The organism is Sphingobacterium detergens (assembly GCF_003610355.1).
GTDB lineage: Bacteria > Bacteroidota > Bacteroidia > Sphingobacteriales > Sphingobacteriaceae > Sphingobacterium > Sphingobacterium detergens.
This window is the reverse complement of the sequence record NZ_RAPY01000007.1, coordinates 1-21,829: the sequence shown is the minus strand read 5'-3', so window position 1 is coordinate 21,829 and position 21,829 is coordinate 1. Positions and strand designations below refer to the sequence as shown.

Sequence of the window (21,829 nt, the reverse complement as noted above, 5' to 3'; positions counted from 1 at the left end):
CAAATGTAGCTTAAATGCTTTGTGCTTGTGTCAAAAATCTGTCAAAGGGATTAATTTAGAAAGATTTTAAATAGATGTTTTTTATTGTTAATGTATTGTATTTCAGTTTGTTATATTTTATTTTTCGATTAGATGATTTTCATCACGTTGATGCGTGATAAAAATTTCGGTCTATCGAAGGTATTAAACTATTCACTATTACCTGTATTTGTTTGTGCTGAGTCTATCGTTATGTCTTCCAATTCCTCCATATAAGGGGCCTCTTCAGCAGTGGTTGCTTCTTTAATTTCACTGTCACTATACTGATAATAGGTATCGAAAGTTTTTGTTCCTTTATTGTAAATTAAGGCATATTTAGAACTTTTGTTTTTAACAATAATTCCATCGGCTGGAGCGGGCACTAATTTCATCTCATCCATAAAAATCTTCTGCCCTTTTTTAAAACTATTGATCAAGGGAAGTTCACTGGAATATTCTTTCCAGAATAAGATATCTCCTTTTGCTGATATAATCCAGATCGCACTGCTTTGATAGTCATTTTTTTCCACAAGAAATGCCATTTCTTTGTTCCAATTATCTGCGTCATGACGATCAGTAAAATTACCGTAACAGAATACCGACTTTGCACGATCCTTTATACGCGTAAATTTATAGATAGGTTTATCTCCGGAAGGTTCCAGGTAGCTATTCCCCATAAAGATCTTTGTAATACCTCTGCGGTAACGTAATGGAATATTGTCATACTCAGGGATTGTAAAGATGGCATTGTTCCAATGGGCGTAGTCATCAATGGAGCTCCAGCCATCAGCTTCTTCGAGATCTTTTGGATCTGCATTCTCAAATCCGTCCACGGCTGTTGCTGCAGTATCTACAGCTATGGCATCAAGGTCTTGCCGCAGGACAAAATTATAATATCCTCCGCCGGCAAGTATGGCCAATAGCAAGACAATTCCGATAATGATATATCTATTTTTCTTTGATTTTGGCTGCGGTGCCTGCTCCGTTGCAGTTTCTTCAAACGCTCTTTTCATCTTCGATATCTGGCTTAAATTTAAAATAAACTTTTAGGTACGAATTCCTTTCAATTGTTCGCTTTACTGTTATCTTTTGAAGTATTGCTCCTTGTTCGGAATTCTGTACGAGAATTTCGTTTTAAAAATAGATTAATTTTTCAGAAAATTGAAGACAAGTTATATAAGTGGCAATATTCAACTTATATTCGTATCAATTTTAAAGTAATTTGAACCATGGTCATCATTAGGAAGTATTTTGCCATTGTTGGACTTATCATTTGTTTTTTGTCCAGTATGACTCCATTTTTAAAAGTTCCTATAAAAGGTAACTGGAACCTTTATCAGGTGGACGCCTATTTATTTTTTATCACTATGCTGATTTTGGGAATAACAGCATTGTTATTTTTTGTCCGTGCAGTACGCGCCTATCAATGGATGACCAGGTTGGCAGCATGTTGGTATCTATTAAGTGTTTCTGCAGTATGGTTTAAAATCAACAACTATTTTGATTGGGGTTTTGCGGACAAACTGCTTTCCAAATCACTCCATATGCGTTGGGGCTGGATAGTCTATTTAATTGGGATCCTGCTGCTGTTGTTGAGTACAAAGAAGATCGGGGCAACAAATGAGTAAGGTATTAAAAAAATAAGCTAGATAATTTATCTAGCTTATTTTTTGTTTGGACGATGCGGTATAAAATGCGTCTTTAGTTTATCTAGTCCTAAATCCTCTTCGATTTTGTCCAATTCATAAGACCAGATTTTTGCATCCAGAATTTCATGAAGCACCTTTGGATTGGTCAGGTCCACTGGACGGACACGCTGTTCCTTATTGATCGGATTAGTCAGTTCCTGCAAACTGCTGCTATGTCTAATGATTTGAAAACGGAATGTCGGCCATTTTCCCACATTGGCAAAGTTTCCTGTATAGAACTGAATGGAATCATGTGGTGGTATTTTATTGCTAAAAAGTCCTTTCACTTTATTTGCTGTAGCTTCGGAAACCGATACAAGGAGTTCATAACTTGTCTCATTGATGATATGTAACTTGGCTAATCCATCTTTGTGATCGCCGGAAATGGCCAGTAAAATCCCTTTTTCTATAAACCGGTTTGGGGTCAATGGCGTGGCATGCTGATCAAGCTCGTCATCCGCTCGCCGCATATTTCCAAAAACGAGGGTTATCTTGTCCATAGGAACAGGAATTTCGAACCCAGTTTCATCTGTTACTCCTACAATATTGTTGGCTTGCATGGAGGTGATGTGGCCTTCAATGGGTTCATCCACAAACCTGACTAAATCGCCTATTCTAAATTTCATGTTTAATTTGTTTTTGTATCTATAATATGTAATAGTTTTTCAAGATCTGCATGGTCATTGTAGAGGTGGAATCCAACACGGATACCAGTGCCGCGAGGAAAACATTTTATACCCTCATCCATCAGGAGTTGAAAATTGTTTGGGTTAATCTGTATATTGAAGATATTGCTTTGTGGACGTCTATTGATAATGCTATCCAGGAGTAGCCCTCTATTGGCCAGTTCAACTCGCGCTTGCGCCACTAGATCTTGTGTGTATGAAACTGTTTCAGCATAACCCCATTGTTGAAACTGCATCAGAGACCGTTGTAGGGTTCCATGAGCTAAAGTGTCCAAATGCCCCGGTTCAAAACAAAGTTGAACGACAGATTTATTCATCCATTGATTGTTGAGATAACTGTAGTTTTTCTGTACGTCAGCATAGAGGATTTCTTTAAGCCGATCGTTTAACAGAATAAAACCATTTCCGAATCCAGCCATAAGCCATTTATATCCGCTACTTAACACGGCGTCGAAGCCTGACGTATTAAAATCAAATAAATCGGTTCCTAAAAATTGTGTGCCATCGCCAATAATTAGCAATTCAGGATGCTGATGTTTTAATTCCTGTATAAAAGAGAGGTCTATTTTTAAGCCAGAGATATACTGAACAATGGATAGAATAAGCACATCTGGTTTAAAAGTAGCTATGGCATCCAATATATTAGCCTCAAGCTGCTCGTCCATAGTGACGAAGCTATGCTCAAACCCCGTGATTATTGTCGGGAAATTTACCGACGGATAATCATTGTTTAAAAGTAGGACCTTATAATGTTTAGGTAGACCCGCTAATAATGCGTTGAATGCAAAAGAAAAGCAGCTTGACAGAAACACGTTGTTTCCCGGACAATTGAAGAATTGTCCGAGTGTATTTCGGCAGGAATCCAATGCAGCTCCCTGTTGTTCACGAAGTGTTGTGTTTGAATCATGGAATTCTTGATCCCGTTGCGCACGCCATTGCTTTGTTTCACGTGAAAGTAGACCTGAGCCAGGTGTAGTCAAGTAAGTTATCGCTGTGTCGATATCGAAATGTTTGCTATAGGGACTGTTCATATCTTAGGTCTTTTGTTAGTATTGCTAAATAATCTGATAAGGGAAGGTATTCACCACCCATGCTCTCCAAATGGGCTGTATGGAATTGGCAGTCAATCAATTGTAGGTCTATTTCCTGTGCGAGATAGATCAATGCCACTTTGGATGCATTTGGTACTTTGGAAAACATGCTTTCACCACAAAATACACCATTGATCAGAACGCCATAAAGCCCGCCTACAAGTACGCCTTCTTGCGACACTTCAACAGAATGGGCGTAGCCCATGGTATATAGGGCTGTATAGGCCCTGATCATGTCTTCTGTGATCCATGTTCCATCTTGATCCTTTCTATTGATCGAAGAACAGGACTTGATGACTTCATCGAAGTTTTGGTCTATGGAGATCGAAAATGTATTCTTCCGTATACAGGAAGCCATACTTTTACTGATCTTTATCTTGGATGGATAAATGACGAAGCGTGGATCAGGTGCATACCATAATATTGGGCTATCATCACTAAACCAAGGAAAAATACCATTGCTATAAGCTAATAATAGCCGTTCAGCCGAAAGGTCACCTCCGATGGCCAATAGACCATCTTTTTCGGCGTAGCTCGGATGTGGAAAATCCAGCTTTTTGCTATCCAGTTCAAATATCATTGATTCTTAGATCAGCCAGTTTAAGGTACATTATTCTTCTGGTTGGCGTGGCTCTTTACTTATTTCTTCAAATAATTTGTCCATATGCTCCACATACTCATTGGTGTCATCAAGGAAAAAGTCCAATTGAGGGACAATTTTTACCTGGTTTTTAATTTTTGATCCCAACTTATAGCGTATCTCAGATGTTTTGGTACGGATAGCTTTAATATCTTCCTGTGCAGTCTTTGTGTTTAGAAAGCTTAAATAAACACGTGCGATAGCTAGATCAGGAGTAACTCGAACACGTGTAACCGTAATGAATGCCCCTGGAGCCCATGCCTTGCCATCGCGTTGAAATAATGCTGCTAAATCCTGTTGAATGACCCCAGCAAAACGTTGCTGTCTCTTGCTTTCTGTTCCCATCGTATACGTTTTATGTTGAATATTCTCAATATGATACACAAAGATAAGTATTTTAGGCAAGAATATATGCTACATGTTGACTAACTCCAGTGGTATGAATAAGAAAAAAGGCACATCTTGGTTTGACGTGCCTTTAAATTTCGATTCACAATTGGTTAGGTAATTTCTTACAAGTTTTAAGACGTTGGGGTCTATCATATTTGGTTCTAAAATTCGGTGTATTTAAAGTGGTAAGTATTTACTAACCTTACCGGCTTTTATTTTTTCATCTCCCTTACACTACAAACATAGGAATACTTAAAAAACTGACAAAATAAGTTTTAAAAATAAAGTGAGTGGTTACTTATAAAATGTGTTTATCGCCATTTAACAAACTTTTAACATTTGTTTTTTTTTGTAACAGGGTTTTTCCTACGTCAAAAATTCTACTTTTTACCCTTTCCATGAATAATGTTGAACCTAAAACAGCTTGGCATTGATATAACCATTTGCAATTGGTATTTTTGTCAAGTTAATAATATATATACATATCCGTAATCAAATCGATCGTTTAGAACAGCAGATAGTATCATGATCCTTATGATTGTTTCATACGCAAAAAACAAATCGGATATAGCATATGATCGGGTGATGGATAAAAGAAAATATCGCTGTAAGGCATATAAATGTCTTTAACGCGGGGATGTAATGACATACAAATAAATATTCTGAGGAAATTATTATGGGCTATGATCAGCAGCTAAACCGAAATGAATAATTGGCTCATCATAATTTCGTTATCATAAAACAAAATATATTAATGAAAATCTGGCAAAAAAATATAGATGTTGATTCATTTGTGGAATCATTTACTGTAGGTAATGACCGTGTAATGGACCTACAACTTGCAGCAGCGGACGTATTGGGCTCTTTGGCGCATACACGTATGTTGAATAGTATCAACCTCATGACTGATGAAGATCTTGTTGTGGTACAGCAGGAATTGAAAAATATCTATAAAGAAATTTTAGCTGGAGATTTTCAGATTGAAGATTCTGTAGAAGATGTACATTCACAGGTGGAGATGTTGCTTACACAGCGTATCGGTGAAGCAGGAAAGAAAATTCATTCGGGTCGATCCCGCAATGATCAGGTACTCGTAGATCTGAAATTATACTTCCGTTCCGAAATCCAAAATATTATTCAGAATACGGAGTCTTTTTTCAATGAATTGATTCAGCTTAGTGAGCGTTATAAGCATATTTTGATTCCGGGGTATACACATCTTCAAATTGCGATGCCTTCATCCTTTGGTTTGTGGTTTGGCGCCTATGCAGAAAGTTTAGTGGATGACCTCGAAATGATGAAAGCGGCCTGGAAGGTCTGTAATAAGAACCCACTGGGATCTGCCGCTGGCTATGGTTCATCTTTTCCACTAAATAGAACGATGACAACTCAGTTATTGGGCTTTGAAGATTTGAATTATAATGTGGTTTATGCACAGATGGGGAGAGGAAAGACCGAGCGTATTCTGGCACAGGGGATGAGTTCTATTGCAGCAACCCTAGCTAAATTTGCGATGGATGTCTGCTTATATATCAATCAAAATTTTGGTTTTATATCCTTTCCGGCACATTTGACAACGGGGTCCAGTATAATGCCACATAAAAAGAACCCTGATGTATTTGAGCTGATTAGGTCCCGTTGTAATAAAATTCAGGCCTTACCGAATGAAATCGCTTTGATGACAACGAACCTTCCTTCAGGTTATCACAGGGATCTCCAGCTGTTGAAAGAAAATCTATTCCCAGCATTTAAGTCACTTAATGAATGTCTTGAAATAGCTACGTTTATGTTGGCAAATATTTCTGTAAAAGACAATATTCTTGATGATCCCAAATACGATTATCTATTCTCGGTAGAGGTTGTAAACAATGAGGTGCTCAAAGGTGTGCCTTTCCGCGAAGCGTATCGGACTATTGGTATTGATATTGATGAGGGACGTTTCAAACCATCGAAAGAAGTAAATCATACACATGAAGGTAGTATCGGGAATCTATGTAATGATCAGATTCAGCGCATGTTTCAGCAGGTGAAAGCGACTTTCGAATTCGAAAAAGTAGAAAAGGCCCTAGAAGAATTGGTGAAATAGGGGCGTTGTGTCCTTGAGTCTACGAATGAAATTGATGCATGTTTGCTGAGTGGACTATGCTCTTAAATACAATGAGAAAGGGCCAAATTCTTTAAGAATTTGGCCCTTTCCTGTTATTTCTTTATTGAAAACTTGAAGTGCGTTTCTGAATCAAATTGCGCTCCGGCTTTTAACAAGGTTGAAGGAAATTCCCCTTGATTGGGGCTGTCGGGGAAATGTTGCGTTTCCAGACAAAATCCCGCATAGGGTAAATATTTATTTCCTCTTTTACCGATGTCGTTTCCTGTCATCCAATTCCCTGTATAAAGTTGCACGCCTGGCTCGGTAGTGAATACATCTAGCTGTATTCCTGTGTTTTTTGAATAGACCGTTGCACAGGGCTGCGAGATTGGTTTATTATTGACATAACAATGATCGTAGCCTTTGGCCGAGATGAGCTGCTCATCATTTTCTGTGATATCCTGCGCAATCTTTTTTGGGGTTCTAAAGTCAAAAGGAGTGCCTTCAACGGGTACGATCGCGTTGGGTATTTGATTTTCATCAACAAATAGCACCTCATCTGAATTTATTTGAAGCACCTGTTGCAATACATCTCCACTTCCTTCCCCATCAAGATTGAAATAAGTGTGATTTGTTAAATTAACATGTGTGTCAGCATCTGATTGCGCGTGGTATTTGATGACGATTTCGTTGTTTCTGGTTAGTGTATAAGAAACCATTACTTTTATATTCCCAGGGAAGCCTTCTTCACCATCTTTGGAAACATAGTAAAATTCTACATGGGATTGGTAGGTCACTCTGCGATCCCAAACTTTATCGTGGAAGCCTGAGATACCGCCATGCAAACAATTGATCCCATTATTTTGAGGAAGTGTATACTGATTCCCATTAATTTCAAATTTGCCATTTGCAATACGGTTTGCAAAACGGCCAGCAGTACAGCCATGGTATTTTTCGTCTGATTCCAGGTAACCCTGTATTGAATCAAAGCCTAGGGCTACATCAACCAGATTACCTTTGTTGTCGGGGACTAAGATACTGACAATGCGCGCGCCATAATCCGTTAAGAGCACCTGCATACCACCCTCATTTTTTAATAAAAGTAAATGGGTGTTTTTTCCCTCTATAATGCCTTCAAAATATTTTGGAATAAGTGATTGATATTTAGTCATGATTGTTCCTATTGGTATTGAAAGTTAAAGATACAGAATATAACCTGTATAAAAATGACCTCGGTAACAGCTGCCTGTAAAATTTGTCATTTTGAGATTTGGTTCAAACCAATTATTGGAGAAATGGTATATTTGCGCTATGTCTGAAAAAATGAACTGGAAAGATTTGCTTTCTGCAAAACGCTGGGGGTATGAAGATAGAACAGCTGATAGCTACCTTGTGGCTCGATCGGAATTTCAACGGGATTATGATCGGTTGATTTTTTCTTCCCCATTTCGAAGATTACAGAATAAAACTCAGGTTTTTCCGCTTCCAGGGGCTGTGTTTGTACACAATAGGCTGACACATAGCTTGGAAGTAGCGAGTGTAGGTCGTTCACTCGGCCGTATGTTCTATGCACAGGTAAAGGAAGAAAACCCAAATATAGATACCGAATATCCGTTCCTACAAGAGGTTGGAAATATTATCTCAGCGGCTTGTCTCTCTCATGATTTGGGGAACCCTGCATTTGGACACTCAGGGGAGTCTGCGATATCTACGTACTTCACCGATGGTGATGGACGGAAATATCAGGAACAGGTAACAGCAGAAGAATGGGCAGATCTGACCCATTTTGAAGGTAATGCCAATGCCCTGCGGATTTTGACTCACGCTTTTCAGGGAAAAGATCCAAAAGGATTTGCCTTGACCTATACCTCATTGGCATCTATTGTGAAATATCCGTGTTTAGCTATTGATGGGCATGTCAAAAAAAGCCATCATCGCAAAAAGTATGGTTTTTTTACAGAGGAGCAAAAAGCTTTTGAGAAAATTGCGGGCGAGTTAGGGTTACTAAGAGATCCTTCCAATCCCAAGGGTTATTTGAGACATCCCTTGGTGTATCTTGTCGAAGCGGCCGACGATATCTGTTATAATATCATTGATCTGGAGGATGCGCATCATTTAAAAATATTATCCTACCAAGAAGTAGAAGAACTTTTGTTGCCATTATGTGGTTCCGAAAATCTTCGTGACCGATTGGACGGTTTGCTTGATACACCGAGTCGTGTGGCGCTTTTACGGGCTAAGGCAATTAACACCCTGATCAAAGGTTGTGTCGATGTATTTGTTCGTGAGCAAGAACAGTTTTTATCTGGAACTTTTTCATCCGCATTGATGGATGCACTGGATGACAGTATTGTAAAGCAAATGAATAAGATCTCGAAAATTTCTATAGCGAAGATCTATAATGCGCCAACGGTAGTCCAGATTGAGATTGCAGGCTATCGTGTTATGGATGCCCTGTTGAAAGAGTTTGTACCGGCATACCTCAAAAAGAACAAAAATAATTACGACAAGAAATTAGTTGCTTTGATTCCGGAGCAGTTTTATACAGACAAACAGGACTCCTATTCCAAAATCCGTTGTGTGCTGGATTTTGTTTCTGGAATGACCGATGTATATGCCATCGAACTCTATCGTAAGATTAAAGGAATAACAATTCCGAGTATCGAATAGGTTTGCGAACAATATAGTTTGTTAACTAGTGTTCCTGGTTGTCGATTTGTTAAGATCATGCTTACTTTTGTAAGTTGTCTTGTCAAAAGTAAAAATGAAAATGCTTGATAAGCCATAGGCTTGTATAGGTAGCGTCTCAAATCTCAATATTCAAATTTCAATACGCTAAAATGAAGGTTGTAATAGCTGAAAAGCCCTCCGTGGCTCGTGATCTGGCCCGTGTGATGGGAGCGAAGGAAGTCAAAGATGGCTATATCGCCGGAAATGGCTATGCTTTTACCTATGCTTTTGGTCATTTGGTTCAATTGTGTACGCCTCAGGCTTACGGTTATAATAGCTGGACGATTTCCAATCTTCCAATAATCCCTGCAAATTTTAAACTGGAATCGAAGAAAGTCAAACGGGATGGAAAGCAAATGGATGATACCGGTGCGGTCAAACAGCTCAATACGATAAAGTCACTATTAGAACAGGCCGAAGAAATTATTGTAGCGACGGATGCCGGACGGGAAGGTGAGCTTATCTTTCGTAATATCTATTACTTCTTGGGTTCAAAGGTGCCATTTAAACGGCTCTGGATTTCAAGTCAGACGGATAAGGCCATCAAAGAAGGTTTCGCAAATTTAAAAGAGGGTACTGAATACGATAGTTTATATATGTCTGCCCGATCGAGATCAGAATCGGATTGGTTGATCGGGATCAATGCCACACAGGCAATCACTTTGGCTGCAGGCAACAAAGGACTTCTTTCTTTGGGAAGAGTACAGACGCCTACTTTGGCGATGATCTGCTCGCGATACCTCGAAAATAAAGATTTTAAGCCGCAGGCATTTTATAAAATCCAGGCAGGCTTTGAGAAAGATAATATCAGCTTTAAAGCCACTTCAAATAAAATAGATAAAAAAGATGTTGCCGAACAGACAATCGCTCGATTGACTGTTGGAACAAATGCGCGTGTTGCAAAAGTAGAGGCCAAAGAGACAAAGGAACAACCCCCTTTATTGTTTGACTTAACCTCCCTGCAACAGGATGCGAACAAAAAATATGGTTACTCAGCTGACCAAACCCTGAGTATTGCGCAGACGCTTTACGAGAAAAAGGTTATTACCTATCCCCGTACAGGATCCCGTTACATCGGTGAGGATGTTTTCGAACAGATCGAAGCGCTTTTTCAGCATCTCTCGGATCATGCAGAGGAATCTATTGCATCCATTGCCAAGAATTTAATCGGGGCAAAGTTAAATAAGCGTTCTGTTGATGACAAAAAGGTAACCGATCACCATGCGCTGTTGGTTACTGATGAAAAGCCCGGCCACATGTTGAAAGAACAGCAAAATATTTACAACATGATTGCTAAGCGTATGGTCGAGAGTTTCTCGGAAGTCTGTATCAAGGATATCACCACAGTTACGATAGATGCGCAAGGTGTCGAGCTGATCGCAAAAGGGACGGTCATCAAACAATACGGCTGGCGTCTTTCTGCCGAACAGATAGAGGCTCCAGATGAAGATAAGAACAACGATGACCAAGACAATGAGAATGCGCAGTTACCTAAATTACTGGCTGAGGAATTACTGCAAATATTGACCTTGGAACTTGCTGAGCGTTTTACCAAGGCACGTCCGATTCATACCGAAGCTTCCCTCTTAAAAGCGATGGAAACATCCGGTAAAGAAATTGAAGACGATGAAATGCGTCAGGCGATGAAAGACTGCGGTTTGGGAACACCAGCTACCCGTGCGGCCACGATAGAGACACTTTTTCAGCGCGACTATATCAAACGGGATAAGAAAAAACTGATTCCGACTGAAAAAGGACTGGCTGTGTATAACCTAGTTAAAGATCGTTCGATTGCGAAGGTAACATTGACTGGAAAATGGGAGCAAAAGCTGGAGGAAATGCGGGCCAATAAGGTTTCTTATGATGTTTTTATGAAACATATAAAGGACTACACGGCGAAAATTACCAAAGAATTATTGACACTGCGAATTTCATTGGCGCAAGAGGAAGTCAAACCACAACAAAAGGGGAAAATCAAATGCCCTAAATGTGAGAAAGGCTTAATCCTTCTCTATGATCGGGTGGCACAATGTGATCACTATGCCCGCGGTTGTGATTTTAAGATCTGGCGAACATTGAACGGTATTTTTCTGGAAGAAAAAGAGATGAAGAATCTTTTGGAAAAAGGGAAGACCTCGGAGTTTAAAGGAGTTAAAAACAGTGAGGGCGCTATTGTAAATGCTCCGCTGGTATTCGAAAACTTTAAAGTTAACGTGGGATAGGTCGGCCTATCCCACGTTGTTGCTAATATCGTAGCTGTTTATTTCAGGATTAGAATATCGTCTAAAGCCTTTCCAATCGTTGGAAATTGAAATGTAAAACTAAGTTCCGTTAATCTTTCTGGTATTACCCAACGACTTTTCAATAAAAGTTCAGTTTCCGTCCCGATCAACAAAGCACCTATTTCCAACAACCATTTCGGTGAGGGGAGACCAATTTTTCGATGCATGACGCTTCGAAAAGTCCCCATAAAGGTTTTATTCGTAATCGGATTGGGGGCAGCACAATTTATGATGCCATCTATTTCATGATGTTTTTGTATAAATAAGATAATCTGGAATAGATCTTCAATATGTATCCAGCTAAAATATTGATCACCGTTACCTTGTATTCCACCTAAACCGAAGCGAACAAGATTTTTAAAAGGTTGTATAACACCACCATCAGCGCCTAGGACAATAGCCATCCGAAGAGCCACCTGTCTGGTATGGGGTAAGTGGAAATCGAAAAATGTCTTCTCCCATTTCTTTGCGACCTCGACAGAAAATCCCGTTCCGATCTCACCGCTACTTTCAGTCATTGGTCGATCGACTGCATGACGGTAGATTGTTGCGGTGCTTGCATTTAACCAAAGAATAGGAGGATGGCTGCAATTTTCAATGGCCTTACCTAAAATACTTGTCGTCTCTGTTCTTGAAGAAAATATTTGTGCTTTGTTGCTGGCATTGTATCGACAATTGACGGACTTGCCCGCGAGGTTGATCAACATTTCAGCATGTTCAAGTGCGGCTGAAATACCATCCGTATCGGTCCAGGGTATATTTCCTTTCTGTCTGCCAACGAGGATCACCTGATATCCCATTTTTTGGAATCTTTTGGAAAGATATTGTCCGACAAAACCTGTTCCACCTGCAATAACTATTTTAGGCATGATAATACCATTTTTAGAGATCTGTTTTACTCGTTAATTGTTGCTGGCATATTTCTTCTTTGTTTTGCGATTCTTTTGCCCCGGAAGAATAGGAACATATTCAGAAAAAGCATGACACCTAAATAAATGCTGAATCCACCGATTTTATAACTGAGCCGCTCAATGAGTTCCTGTACACTCGGTTCATATAAGCTGATCTCAAGGATATACAAAGCAAATCCCAGGTTCATGAGGTAGAAACCAATCCGGAAAAGATTGTTTGTCGCGTTGGCGACTTCCGGTCGCCCCGCAAAAATATCATTCATGTACACGATACTATTTTTGAAAAGCACATACGCAACATAATAGGTCAGTGCAATTGCAATGGGTAGATAAATAAAATACCCGATAACTGTTAAATTTCCCATGATATTATGATTTAATAGTGAATGAATTTGTCTTTTTAGCGAAGAAATAGATGCCAAGCATATTAGAGTAATGCATGCAGACAAGTACAAATAATAATGTTCCTGTTTTTAATGCAATACTGCTGATCAGATCCTCAAATGTTTGGATTTGTTTCCAGTAACTGAATTGAATGACGGCATAACCAATATTGAGCAAATAATATCCCATAAGCAATAGATTGTTTGTCGTGTCAGTTAGAGCAATGTTGTTCTTAAACAACGAAAGAATAAAAATCCGACCATTTTTGTGAAACAAGCGACCTACCCAAAGGATAATGTAGCAGGTTAGCAAGCCATATATCGCGTAAGAAAGGATATTAAAGTTCATAAGATTACATCATTAGTTTGATCAATTTTAGTAACAGATCCCCGCCGCTGGTATTGAATAGTTTGTTTGCGATGGTTTCGAGTTGATCTGTTAATACCTGGATATCTTTTACCGTCTTATGAAACTCCTTGCCTTCTGGCGTTTTATCTTTCTCGGTATTTTTGCTGATTTCTCTGAGAATATCCATGACAGGATCAAGTTCTTTTTGCTTGCGCATAACAGCAATTTTCATCGCCCATTTTAATACGTCTTTCTCCGCAACGAAATATTCCTTTCGGTCTCCTGCAATATGTTTTTTGTAAACAATACCATAATCGACCAATTGACGGATACTCATGTTGGCATTACCTCTGGAGATAACCAGCTTCTCCATGATTTCGTCTGTAGACATGGGGTTGCTCGCAGAAAGGAGTAATGCATGTACCTGAGCAACGGATTTGTTGATCCCCCATTCGGAACCCAACGCTCCCCAAGTATCTATAAATTGCTGTTTTGCTTCTTGTAATTCCATCTTCATTTTTATTTCTTACTCAAATTTATATATAGTTTTTGAATTTTCAAAAATTTCTGAAAATAAAATAAATTCAATAAACAAGTCACCATATCGTAATAAGGTTTTCCTTTTCTTGTGTCCTTTTTGATTTGTATTAACTTTGCTGGCATTATGGCAACAACTTTGTATAATCCATTCAAACAATTTCAGTTTGATCCAGCTATTTGTTTTTTAACAGGCAATAAACTTCAGTCTGAGGAGGAGAGCATCCAGGTCTTTCCTGTTTGGATGATGAAATCTTTTCAATTGGAAGATAAGCCTTTCAAAATGTTGGATGAGAATCTAGTGACTTATAAGTCACTCAAGCTTCCATGTTCGATTGATACAGCTGAAGCAATAGAACAAATGGAACGTGCCGTTGAGCAATCATTTGAGCAGGGCTACGAAGCGGTCAGCCAATTAGATCCTTTGCTACTTTTTCAATGGATGACAAAAATCATCTATGGCGTTGTCTATAACGAAATTCTTGCTGGAATCCGCCAGCAGAAAGCCTCAGGTGAGGATATGAACTTTTCGCAGGCGCTGGCACAGCGTTTTACCAACTTGCACGCCATGTTGCAGTCGTTGGTCGTTCCGATGGAATTTGAAAATACTTTCCCATTTTCCCTTGTTGTAGTGCCAGTAGAAAATGCGCCTGATACTTTTATGTATCGTGATGAAATAAATACCTTGATTTTTTCTATTCGAATGAAAGATTTTGCGGTTATTGCCTGCCTTCAGGATAATGCAACAAACAATATCTATCATGAAGACATATTGAAGACGATTGCAGGCAAAAAGCTTCACCCCATACAGTTTGAAGAGTTGTGTGCGCGCTATTTCTACTCTGCTTACCTTTTTAACCGCCTGCCGGATTACACCTATTTAAATACACCTCAGAAAGTATATGTTGAACCTATGCCGTTAGCGGATATGTCTATGAAGCCTATATTCGATCATTGGCAGAATAAGACCTACGGTCAGGTACTGGAAAATTTCTGGAAACCTTGGGGTTTGACCTTGTTCGAAATTATTAAAAATCCAGAACAACCAATTAGCTTTTTACTGGATGATCAAGGAGCTTTTATCACGGATGTTGATATGCCTATAAATTGAATCTGAAGAAAATAAAGTAATAAGTTGCTCCAAATACGCGTTAAAATGGTATGATTATGGATAGGATCAGGTATGTATTCACCAAAATTTAAAATTACTGTTTCGACAGTCCTGCTTTTTATCGTTTGTTTGACTTCACGGGCGCAGACTGCTGCTGTTCGTAACATACCTGCAGATAGTATAGCCCAAAAGGTAGATGATTTTCCTTATTTTAAGGGCGGGGTGGTGGCCTGGTCCAGATTTTTACAGAATAATCTCGATTTGACACGAACTGTCGGAGCTATGGATAGTGTTGCTTATGCAAAATATGGCTCCAAACAGACTGCGATTCTTAATTTTATCGTTTGTGAAGATGGGGCTATTTGTAATATTGAAATTGAGAATCGGGAGAAGGTGAGCCCTGAATTTGCGAAAGCCGTATTGGCGGCAATGCGGAAATCCCCGCAGTGGATGCCAGCTTTAGTCAAGGGAAAGCCAGTCAAAACAAAATTTCGGCAGCCAGTAGTCGCTGTTATTGAATAATTGAAATACAAATGTAATTTAGGAAATTAACCATTTATTCACTTCATATGTCATTTTGGGATAAAGTCAAAAAAATCATGAGCGGGGGAGAGGACGAATCTTCCACTGAAAAGAAAGATGTCGAAATTACTGCTGGAGGTTCGACCATATATCGTTATGAAAGTCAGCCTGAGGAAAAAGATCCGAAAGATCTATTCCCTGAGGTACAATGTGTGTATCTTGAAGAGATAGAAGAGCATTTGACAAAATATATCGCTGAACCAGATCTGGTATTTCACGAAATTATATCCGAATTGGTACATATTGATGTACACTGGATCAAGCCTAGTGCGAATTATCCATACAATATCCTGGTAACTTCTGGTATGAGCGACCTTCCCATGAACGTTCCAGAGGAAATAGACGATAAGGAAGCCTACGAGCGTGCCGAGTTGATGGTGGTACTTCCTGCTGATTGGAAAATAGGGGATGAAGAGTTTAAGGATGATAACAACTATTGGCCAGTCTACTTTTTGAAAAGGTTAGCGCGTTTTCCACATGAGTATAAAACATGGTTAGGTTATGGCCATACTATTCCCAATGGGATGGAGGCCGACGAAATAGCAAATACCGGTTTTGGCTGTATGCTCTTATTGCCTCCGATGTTGAGCTTTGATGAAGAATTTTTAGAACTTCAAACAAAAGATGGTAATATCATTAATTTCTATGCAATGATTCCAGTTTATAAAGAAGAGATGGATTTCAAACTGGAAGAAGGAACAGATGCCTTATTGGATCTTTTTGATGAATATGGAATATCAGAGCTTGTGGACATTGATCGTCCAAATGTTTGTAGAAAATAATGACCTTGGTCAATAAGTGCAGTACTATTTGTGGATTAGTCACCAATAGTACTGCATTTTTTTTATAGACTGTTTTCGATGATCATGATCGTTTTGTCAATATCTTCCTTGCTGATATTAAGATGCGGTCTGAATCGTATACTTTTTTCACCACAGCCCAGCATGATCAATTTATTGGCATAAGCCCTTTTGATAAATTCGTTACGGGAATCTGCAGAATCAAAATCCAGCGCAACAAATAATCCTTCACCTCTTAAGTTACTGAGTTGCGGTCTATCTTTCATAACTTCCCGTAGTTTACTCTTAAGATAAGTTCCTTTTTCAGCAGCATTCGCCAAGAGATTTTCCTGTTCGATCACTTCAAGAATTAGTTTAAAGCGGAGCATGTCTATAAAATCTCCCCCAAAGGTGGAGTTGATCCGACTGGATTCTTTGAACACATGATGTTCCACTTGATCAAATTTTTCCCTGCTCGCTAATATGCCACAAACCTGGGCTTTCTTACCAAAAGCAAGTACATCTGGTATAATATCATAATGTTGATAAGCCCACATTTTTCCGGTAATACCCAGCCCCGTTTGTACTTCATCGAAAATCAGGAGAATTTCATTCTTGTCGCAGATCTGGCGCAGTTGCTGGAAAAATTCTTTCCGAAAATGATTGTCTCCACCCTCGCCCTGTATTGGTTCAATGATAATGCAGGCAATATCGTTGGGGTTGTCGTGGATGGCCTGATTGATCTCTGCGATTGCTTTCTCCTCTACGTTTATTGTTTGGCTGATATTTTCTGTCGTTAATGGATACGTTAATTTGGGGTTTACAATACGTGGCCAATTGAACTTTGGAAAATACATATACTTTCGGGGATCCTGCGTATTTGTTAGGGAGAGCGTATAGCCCGATCTACCGTGAAAAGCCTGTTTAAAATGGATGACCTGACTCGCTTCTTTTTGTATGCCCTGAGCGAAATTAAGTCTAGTTTTCCAGTCAAAGGCTGCTTTCAATGCATTTTCCACGGCCAATGCTCCACCAGAAATAAAAAATGCATAGGGGAGTTCTTTTGGTATTGCCACACGGTCGAAGGTATCCACAAAATCTGCGAATTCTTTGGGGTAGATATCCGATATAGCAGGCTTGTTGACTGCCATTTTGCCTAGAAACTCACGATGCTTAACCAGATGGGGATGGTTATAGCCAACAGCCATAGAGGCAAACATGCTAAACATATCCAGGTATTCGTCCCCATTTTCATCGACAACATAAGAGCCGTGTGATTTTTCCATATCCATGACCAGTGGAAACCCGTCTGCCAATATATGTTTACTTAGTCTTTCATGTACGTTGCTCATAATTTCGAATCTGAATGGTTTATAAATCAAATTTTATACCTTGTGCCAATGGTAAGTCTGTTGTGTAATTAATGGTATTTGTCTGACGACGCATATATGCTTTCCATGCATCCGAACCAGATTCTCTACCACCTCCGGTATCTTTTTCTCCGCCAAATGCCCCACCGATTTCTGCACCTGAGGTACCGATATTGACGTTTGCTATGCCACAATCCGATCCGGCGGCGCTGAGAAATAGTTCGGCTTCTCTCAGATTGTTTGTCATCACAGCTGAGGACAGGCCTTGGCTGACACCATTTTGCAAGGCGATAGCATTGCCTATGTCGCCTTGATACTTTATTAAATATAGAATGGGAGCGAAAGTTTCGTGTTGCACGATCTCATAATGATTTTCGACTTCCGCAATAACAGGCTGTACATAGCAACCACTTTCGTAACCTTTGCCTTCTAGTACTTTTCCTTTAATAAGAAGTTTCCCCCCTTGTGTTTTAATTTTGTCTAGTGCGTTTAGGTATGATTTTACGGCGGCTTTATCAATCAATGGTCCTACATGATTTTTTGTATCCAAAGGGTCGCCAATTTTTAATTGACCATAGGCTTTTGTCAGTTGTTTCTTGACTTTGTCGTAGATACTCTCATGGATAATCAGTCGTCGTGTGCTAGTGCAGCGTTGTGCTGCTGTCCCTACGGCTCCAAATACGGCACCGATGATTGTCATATTGAGGTCTGCATCTGGGGTAACAATAATCGCATTGTTGCCACCAAGTTCCAGTAGCGTTTTACCCAGCCGTTGTGCGACGGTAACAGCAACTTCTTTTCCCATTCGTGTTGATCCTGTTGCCGACACCAAGGAGATGCGGTTGTCAGCAGCAAGCCATTCACCGACTTCTTTGTCGCCCATGACCAAGTTGGAGATACCTTCAGGTAATCCATTTTTATGGAGGATTTCTGCTAATAGTTTTTGGCAGGCAATGGCACATAGTGGCGTTTTCTCACTGGGTTTCCATACGACTGTGTTTCCGCAAACCAAAGCGATGGCTGTATTCCATGCCCACACGGCTACAGGGAAATTGAAGGCGGTAATAATACCAACCACACCCAAAGGATGATATTGGTCATACATGCGATGGCCGGGACGTTCAGAATGAATGGTATTGCCATAGAGTTGTCGGGATAGCCCCAGCGCGAAGTCACAGATGTCAATCATTTCTTGTACTTCCCCCATACCTTCTTGATAGGATTTCCCCATCTCATAGGATACTAATTTTCCGAGTGTCGGTTTCAATTCTCGTAATTTATCGCCTAGTTGACGGATAATGTCTCCCCTCTTGGGAGCGGGGATAAGTCGCCATGCTTTGAACGCGTTTTGGGCATCACCGATGACTGTCTCATAATCCTTCTGGCTGCTACCGGACACTTTTGCAATGAGTTTTCCATCTACAGGAGATAGGGATTCGAATACCTCACCACCAGAAAACCACTTTTGGCCTGTTGACGAGCCTAAATTCTGGGATGTTATGCCGAGTATTTTAAGTTCTTTTTTTATCATAATGGTTTATTTTATTCGTGGAATATGTTAAATATAGGGAATAAAATTCTGTTAAACAAGTTGTGTGTGAATATTGTTCAGTTTGAAAATATTTTATTATCTTAGAGAAGCTAATGTAGACTATACGATTATGAAACAAATAAATGTTGATTATTTTCAAATGGATGACCTTTTATCGGAGGAGCACAAGCTTGTCCGTCGTGCTGTTCGGGATTTTGTTCGGTCAGAGATAAAACCAGTCATAGAAGATGCAGCACAGGCACATCAGGCCATAGAAGGGTTGATGCCCAAACTTGGTGCAATAGGTGCTTTAGGTCCTTATATTCCAGTCGAATATGGTGGCGCGGGATTAGATCAGATTTCTTATGGTTTGATTATGCAGGAACTGGAGGCCGGTGATTCTGCTGTTCGTTCTGCGGCTTCGGTGCAATCTTCTTTGGTGATGTATCCGATATATACCTATGGTAGCGAGGAGCAACGCCGTAAATATTTGCCGGGACTTGCTTCCGGGGAGCTTGTGGGCTCTTTTGGTTTAACCGAACCGAACCACGGTTCTGATCCCGGAGGGATGGAAACACGATTGACAGCGAGTAATGGTGGTTTTTTATTGAACGGTGCTAAGATGTGGATTACAAATTCACCAGTATGTGATCTTGCTGTAGTTTGGGCACGCGATGAGGCGGGAAAAGTGCGAGGGGTAATTGTTGAACGAGGAATGGATGGTTTTGAAACACCGGAAACATTACATAAGTGGTCTTTACGAGCTTCTAAAACTGGCGAGCTGGTTTTTCATGATGTCTTTATTCCTGCTGAAAATGTATTGCCTGAGGTAAACTCGATGCGTGGGCCGCTGTCTTGTTTGAATTCTGCACGATATGGAATATCTTGGGGTGTGATAGGAGCGGCGATCGATTGTTATGAAACGGCTGTTCAATATGCTCTGGAGCGTCAACAATTTGACCGACCAATTGGCGGGTTTCAGTTGCAACAGAAAAAATTGGCTGAATTCCTGACAGAAATTACGAAGGCACAGTTATTGTCTTGGCGTTTGGGGCTTTTAAAGAATGAAGGGAAAGCAACTCCACAGCAAATTTCGATGGCCAAACGGAATAATGTGCATATGGCTTTGCAGATTGCGCGTGAATCCCGGCAGATTTTGGGAGGAATGGGCATTGTCGGGGATTTTCCAATTATGCGACATATGATGAATCTTGAGTCTGTTATTACATATGAAGGAACTCACGATATCCATTTATTGATTACTGGTCAGGATATCACAGGGCTCAATGCATTTTCTTCTTAATTCTGTTTATATCTTAAATTCTATTTGAGATACTATTTAAAGCTATTAGTGGAGATCGCATACTTTTGGCGGAGCTCGCATTTTGCTTTTTATGGGAAGTAATCTGCTGAATTCATATTTTTTGATCCGTGGTTTTTTGAATCCTTTTGTTTCAAAAAAACTGCGTTTCCGGCGAGTTAGTCCACGTGTTTAGTGTTTTTTGGCGCTGCGTTTCGGCTTTTGGTTACTCCTGAATCGGGATTTAAAGGTGTCTGAGTGCAGATTTTAGCGCTGTAAGTCCAGACTGCAAACATACTGTTTCCATGCTAAGACGTGGACTTAAGGCGGACTCATCATGGACACAGCACGGACAGATGCTAAAGCTGTCTCGACGGAGGTCCACAGGAATTCCGGGGTCAGTCATTAGGCCCTCTTTTCCGATCCCGCTCCAGCCCATCTCTGGGATTACTCCCTACCTGGTTCACAGCTAAAAAAGTTATACTTAAGTCTTAACACCAATATTACACCGGTATAACAGGGATTTACCCCTGTTATACCGGTGTTAACCCCCTGTTAATACTAAGTAATATCCCTTTTATTATGGAGACAGTTAGGAAGCAATCTGCCGGTTGTCCTACCGTTGTATAGGAGGCTTTTTCTGTACTGTTCGGATTTTTCTGAAATCCCCGGATCACTTCTACTCCCGCTCCATTACAAAATACGGGACCTTATGATCAATATAAGAACAGTTATCCCCATCGGGGAGCAGCTGTTTGGTAACTCTATTCGGCCTTGTCGCGACCTTACTGCGGCCGATCCGCGCGTACTTGGCCTTTTTCGGCCGCGCTTCGGGTCTCGTTCGGCCGCGCTTCGCCCTTTGTTCGGAAATTCTCTATATATTCTCTATCCGTTCCCTATCGTCCACCTATCCAAACGATAGGGAATGGATAGAGAAACGATAGGTAAACGATAGGTGGAGGCCGAAGGAAGGGCGAAGAAGGTATGGGCAACCCCCGGAGAACGGGCGAACCAGTCGTCCTTTGGGCCGCCATTGCGTATAGCTGACCCTGCTGCAACCTTTCCACTGCATTTCCCGACCTTTCCACTGTGTATCCGCTGCGGTTCCACCATCCCCTTGCGCCGCCTTTCCACAGCGTTTCCACAGTCTCGGCGCTGTTTCCCTGCGTCCGATCTGGCCATAACCGTCCTTTTTTGTCCTCCGGAGCCCCCTGGGGATCCTGTTTTACAAAAAGAATCGACCAAGTTCACAGCGAGTTAGCGGCAAAATGAAATAAATAAGAACAAAAGGCTTGGAAGTTTGTTAGTAAACTCCCTATCTTTGCACCACTCCGCAAGGGAGGGACGGTTACTTCGAAAGAAGAG

21 protein-coding genes are annotated in these 21,829 nt (G+C 40.3%); 8 read left to right on the top strand and 13 right to left on the bottom strand.

Annotated elements, in window-relative coordinates; all coding sequences use genetic code 11:
• Positions 1–188: 188 nt before the first annotated feature.
• Positions 189–1,031: a flagellar basal body-associated FliL family protein gene (locus DFQ12_RS24490; RefSeq protein WP_120261675.1), complete on the bottom strand. Its 843-nt coding sequence runs from the start codon at positions 1,029–1,031 to the stop codon at positions 189–191.
• Positions 1,032–1,307: 276 nt separating this feature from the next.
• Between DFQ12_RS24490 and DFQ12_RS24485 the strand changes: the two genes are divergently transcribed.
• Complete coding sequence (locus tag DFQ12_RS24485; RefSeq protein ID WP_244211842.1) at positions 1,308–1,646, top strand: hypothetical protein; 339 nt, start codon at positions 1,308–1,310, stop codon at positions 1,644–1,646.
• A gap of 35 nt (positions 1,647–1,681) precedes the next feature.
• Here the strand turns inward: DFQ12_RS24485 and DFQ12_RS24480 are convergent, their stop codons facing one another.
• Genes DFQ12_RS24480 through rbfA form a run of 4 tightly spaced genes read right to left on the bottom strand, consistent with a single transcriptional unit; the run spans position 1,682 to position 4,468 of the window.
• Positions 1,682–2,332 (bottom strand): hypothetical protein, encoded by a 651-nt coding sequence (locus DFQ12_RS24480; protein ID WP_120261673.1) that lies wholly within the window; start codon positions 2,330–2,332, stop codon positions 1,682–1,684.
• A 2-nt stretch (positions 2,333–2,334) separates the two neighbouring features.
• On the bottom strand, positions 2,335–3,423 hold the full coding sequence (locus DFQ12_RS24475) for an aminotransferase class V-fold PLP-dependent enzyme (protein ID WP_120261672.1): 1,089 nt from the start codon (positions 3,421–3,423) through the stop codon (positions 2,335–2,337).
• Positions 3,407–4,063, bottom strand: coding sequence for a leucyl/phenylalanyl-tRNA--protein transferase (aat, locus tag DFQ12_RS24470; RefSeq protein WP_120261671.1), 657 nt, complete (start codon positions 4,061–4,063; stop codon positions 3,407–3,409). The genes DFQ12_RS24475 and aat overlap by 17 nt, the downstream gene beginning before the upstream one ends.
• 30 nt (positions 4,064–4,093) lie before the next feature.
• Positions 4,094–4,468: a 30S ribosome-binding factor RbfA gene (rbfA, locus tag DFQ12_RS24465; RefSeq protein ID WP_120261670.1), complete on the bottom strand. Its 375-nt coding sequence runs from the start codon at positions 4,466–4,468 to the stop codon at positions 4,094–4,096.
• A 799-nt stretch (positions 4,469–5,267) separates the two neighbouring features.
• Between rbfA and argH the strand changes: the two genes are divergently transcribed.
• On the top strand, positions 5,268–6,599 hold the full coding sequence (gene argH / locus DFQ12_RS24460) for an argininosuccinate lyase (protein WP_120261669.1): 1,332 nt from the start codon (positions 5,268–5,270) through the stop codon (positions 6,597–6,599).
• A 113-nt stretch (positions 6,600–6,712) separates the two neighbouring features.
• Here the strand turns inward: argH and DFQ12_RS24455 are convergent, their stop codons facing one another.
• Complete coding sequence (locus DFQ12_RS24455) at positions 6,713–7,771, bottom strand: aldose epimerase family protein (protein ID WP_120261668.1); 1,059 nt, start codon at positions 7,769–7,771, stop codon at positions 6,713–6,715.
• Positions 7,772–7,910: 139 nt separating this feature from the next.
• On the opposite strand from DFQ12_RS24455, the gene DFQ12_RS24450 reads away from it, so the two are divergent.
• Complete coding sequence (locus DFQ12_RS24450) at positions 7,911–9,269, top strand: deoxyguanosinetriphosphate triphosphohydrolase (RefSeq protein ID WP_120261667.1); 1,359 nt, start codon at positions 7,911–7,913, stop codon at positions 9,267–9,269.
• Between the two features lie 170 nt (positions 9,270–9,439).
• Complete coding sequence (locus DFQ12_RS24445; protein WP_120261666.1) at positions 9,440–11,551, top strand: type IA DNA topoisomerase; 2,112 nt, start codon at positions 9,440–9,442, stop codon at positions 11,549–11,551.
• 38 nt (positions 11,552–11,589) lie between these two features.
• Here the strand turns inward: DFQ12_RS24445 and DFQ12_RS24440 are convergent, their stop codons facing one another.
• Genes DFQ12_RS24440 through DFQ12_RS24425 form a run of 4 tightly spaced genes read right to left on the bottom strand, consistent with a single transcriptional unit; the run spans position 11,590 to position 13,765 of the window.
• Positions 11,590–12,480 (bottom strand): TIGR01777 family oxidoreductase, encoded by an 891-nt coding sequence (locus DFQ12_RS24440; RefSeq protein ID WP_244211841.1) that lies wholly within the window; start codon positions 12,478–12,480, stop codon positions 11,590–11,592.
• Between the two features lie 26 nt (positions 12,481–12,506).
• On the bottom strand, positions 12,507–12,887 hold the full coding sequence (locus DFQ12_RS24435) for a hypothetical protein (RefSeq protein WP_120261664.1): 381 nt from the start codon (positions 12,885–12,887) through the stop codon (positions 12,507–12,509).
• 4 nt (positions 12,888–12,891) lie between these two features.
• Positions 12,892–13,254 (bottom strand): hypothetical protein, encoded by a 363-nt coding sequence (locus DFQ12_RS24430; RefSeq protein WP_120261663.1) that lies wholly within the window; start codon positions 13,252–13,254, stop codon positions 12,892–12,894.
• Positions 13,255–13,258: 4 nt separating this feature from the next.
• Positions 13,259–13,765, bottom strand: coding sequence for a GbsR/MarR family transcriptional regulator (locus DFQ12_RS24425; RefSeq protein WP_120261913.1), 507 nt, complete (start codon positions 13,763–13,765; stop codon positions 13,259–13,261).
• Positions 13,766–13,918: 153 nt separating this feature from the next.
• On the opposite strand from DFQ12_RS24425, the gene DFQ12_RS24420 reads away from it, so the two are divergent.
• The 3 genes from DFQ12_RS24420 to DFQ12_RS24410 all read left to right on the top strand — a co-directional run bounded on the left by DFQ12_RS24420 (position 13,919) and on the right by DFQ12_RS24410 (position 16,266).
• On the top strand, positions 13,919–14,902 hold the full coding sequence (locus tag DFQ12_RS24420) for a hypothetical protein (RefSeq protein WP_120261662.1): 984 nt from the start codon (positions 13,919–13,921) through the stop codon (positions 14,900–14,902).
• 72 nt (positions 14,903–14,974) lie between these two features.
• Entirely contained in the window at positions 14,975–15,424 is a 450-nt protein-coding gene (locus tag DFQ12_RS24415; protein WP_120261661.1) for an energy transducer TonB, read from the top strand.
• A gap of 47 nt (positions 15,425–15,471) precedes the next feature.
• Positions 15,472–16,266 (top strand): suppressor of fused domain protein, encoded by a 795-nt coding sequence (locus DFQ12_RS24410; RefSeq protein WP_120261660.1) that lies wholly within the window; start codon positions 15,472–15,474, stop codon positions 16,264–16,266.
• Between the two features lie 62 nt (positions 16,267–16,328).
• Here the strand turns inward: DFQ12_RS24410 and lat are convergent, their stop codons facing one another.
• Both lat and amaB read right to left on the bottom strand, forming a co-directional pair.
• Entirely contained in the window at positions 16,329–17,615 is a 1,287-nt protein-coding gene (gene lat, locus DFQ12_RS24405; protein WP_120261659.1) for an L-lysine 6-transaminase, read from the bottom strand.
• A gap of 19 nt (positions 17,616–17,634) precedes the next feature.
• A complete protein-coding gene (gene amaB, locus DFQ12_RS24400) occupies positions 17,635–19,164 on the bottom strand; it encodes an L-piperidine-6-carboxylate dehydrogenase (RefSeq protein WP_120261658.1) in 1,530 nt (509 codons plus the stop codon).
• 130 nt (positions 19,165–19,294) lie between these two features.
• Here amaB and DFQ12_RS24395 point away from each other — a divergent pair, with 130 nt between their 5' ends.
• Complete coding sequence (locus DFQ12_RS24395; RefSeq protein WP_120261657.1) at positions 19,295–20,467, top strand: acyl-CoA dehydrogenase family protein; 1,173 nt, start codon at positions 19,295–19,297, stop codon at positions 20,465–20,467.
• 882 nt (positions 20,468–21,349) lie between these two features.
• Here DFQ12_RS24395 and DFQ12_RS24390 read toward each other — a convergent pair.
• Positions 21,350–21,646, bottom strand: a complete 297-nt coding sequence (locus DFQ12_RS24390) for a hypothetical protein (protein WP_147420470.1) — start codon at positions 21,644–21,646, stop codon at positions 21,350–21,352.
• Between the last annotated feature and the right edge of the window lie 183 nt (positions 21,647–21,829).

Bases quoted from the DNA above. Each gene is read 5' to 3' on its own strand.
- aat (WP_120261671.1), bottom strand. From the start codon at position 4,063: ATGATATTTGAACTGGATAGCAAAAAGCTGGATTTTCCACATCCGAGC.
- DFQ12_RS24450 (WP_120261667.1), top strand. From the start codon at position 7,911: ATGTCTGAAAAAATGAACTGGAAAGATTTGCTTTCTGCAAAACGCTGG.
- DFQ12_RS24440 (WP_244211841.1), bottom strand. From the start codon at position 12,480: ATGCCTAAAATAGTTATTGCAGGTGGAACAGGTTTTGTCGGACAATAT.
- amaB (WP_120261658.1), bottom strand. From the start codon at position 19,164: ATGATAAAAAAAGAACTTAAAATACTCGGCATAACATCCCAGAATTTA.
- DFQ12_RS24425 (WP_120261913.1), bottom strand. From the start codon at position 13,765: ATGGAATTACAAGAAGCAAAACAGCAATTTATAGATACTTGGGGAGCG.
- argH (WP_120261669.1), top strand. From the start codon at position 5,268: ATGAAAATCTGGCAAAAAAATATAGATGTTGATTCATTTGTGGAATCA.
- DFQ12_RS24435 (WP_120261664.1), bottom strand. From the start codon at position 12,887: ATGGGAAATTTAACAGTTATCGGGTATTTTATTTATCTACCCATTGCA.
- rbfA (WP_120261670.1), bottom strand. From the start codon at position 4,468: ATGGGAACAGAAAGCAAGAGACAGCAACGTTTTGCTGGGGTCATTCAA.
- DFQ12_RS24390 (WP_147420470.1), bottom strand. From the start codon at position 21,646: ATGGCCAGATCGGACGCAGGGAAACAGCGCCGAGACTGTGGAAACGCT.
- DFQ12_RS24410 (WP_120261660.1), top strand. From the start codon at position 15,472: ATGTCATTTTGGGATAAAGTCAAAAAAATCATGAGCGGGGGAGAGGAC.
- DFQ12_RS24480 (WP_120261673.1), bottom strand. From the start codon at position 2,332: ATGAAATTTAGAATAGGCGATTTAGTCAGGTTTGTGGATGAACCCATT.
- DFQ12_RS24445 (WP_120261666.1), top strand. From the start codon at position 9,440: ATGAAGGTTGTAATAGCTGAAAAGCCCTCCGTGGCTCGTGATCTGGCC.
- lat (WP_120261659.1), bottom strand. From the start codon at position 17,615: ATGAGCAACGTACATGAAAGACTAAGTAAACATATATTGGCAGACGGG.
- DFQ12_RS24430 (WP_120261663.1), bottom strand. From the start codon at position 13,254: ATGAACTTTAATATCCTTTCTTACGCGATATATGGCTTGCTAACCTGC.
- DFQ12_RS24420 (WP_120261662.1), top strand. From the start codon at position 13,919: ATGGCAACAACTTTGTATAATCCATTCAAACAATTTCAGTTTGATCCA.
- DFQ12_RS24475 (WP_120261672.1), bottom strand. From the start codon at position 3,423: ATGAACAGTCCCTATAGCAAACATTTCGATATCGACACAGCGATAACT.
- DFQ12_RS24485 (WP_244211842.1), top strand. From the start codon at position 1,308: ATGACTCCATTTTTAAAAGTTCCTATAAAAGGTAACTGGAACCTTTAT.
- DFQ12_RS24490 (WP_120261675.1), bottom strand. From the start codon at position 1,031: ATGAAAAGAGCGTTTGAAGAAACTGCAACGGAGCAGGCACCGCAGCCA.
- DFQ12_RS24415 (WP_120261661.1), top strand. From the start codon at position 14,975: ATGTATTCACCAAAATTTAAAATTACTGTTTCGACAGTCCTGCTTTTT.
- DFQ12_RS24395 (WP_120261657.1), top strand. From the start codon at position 19,295: ATGAAACAAATAAATGTTGATTATTTTCAAATGGATGACCTTTTATCG.
- DFQ12_RS24455 (WP_120261668.1), bottom strand. From the start codon at position 7,771: ATGACTAAATATCAATCACTTATTCCAAAATATTTTGAAGGCATTATA.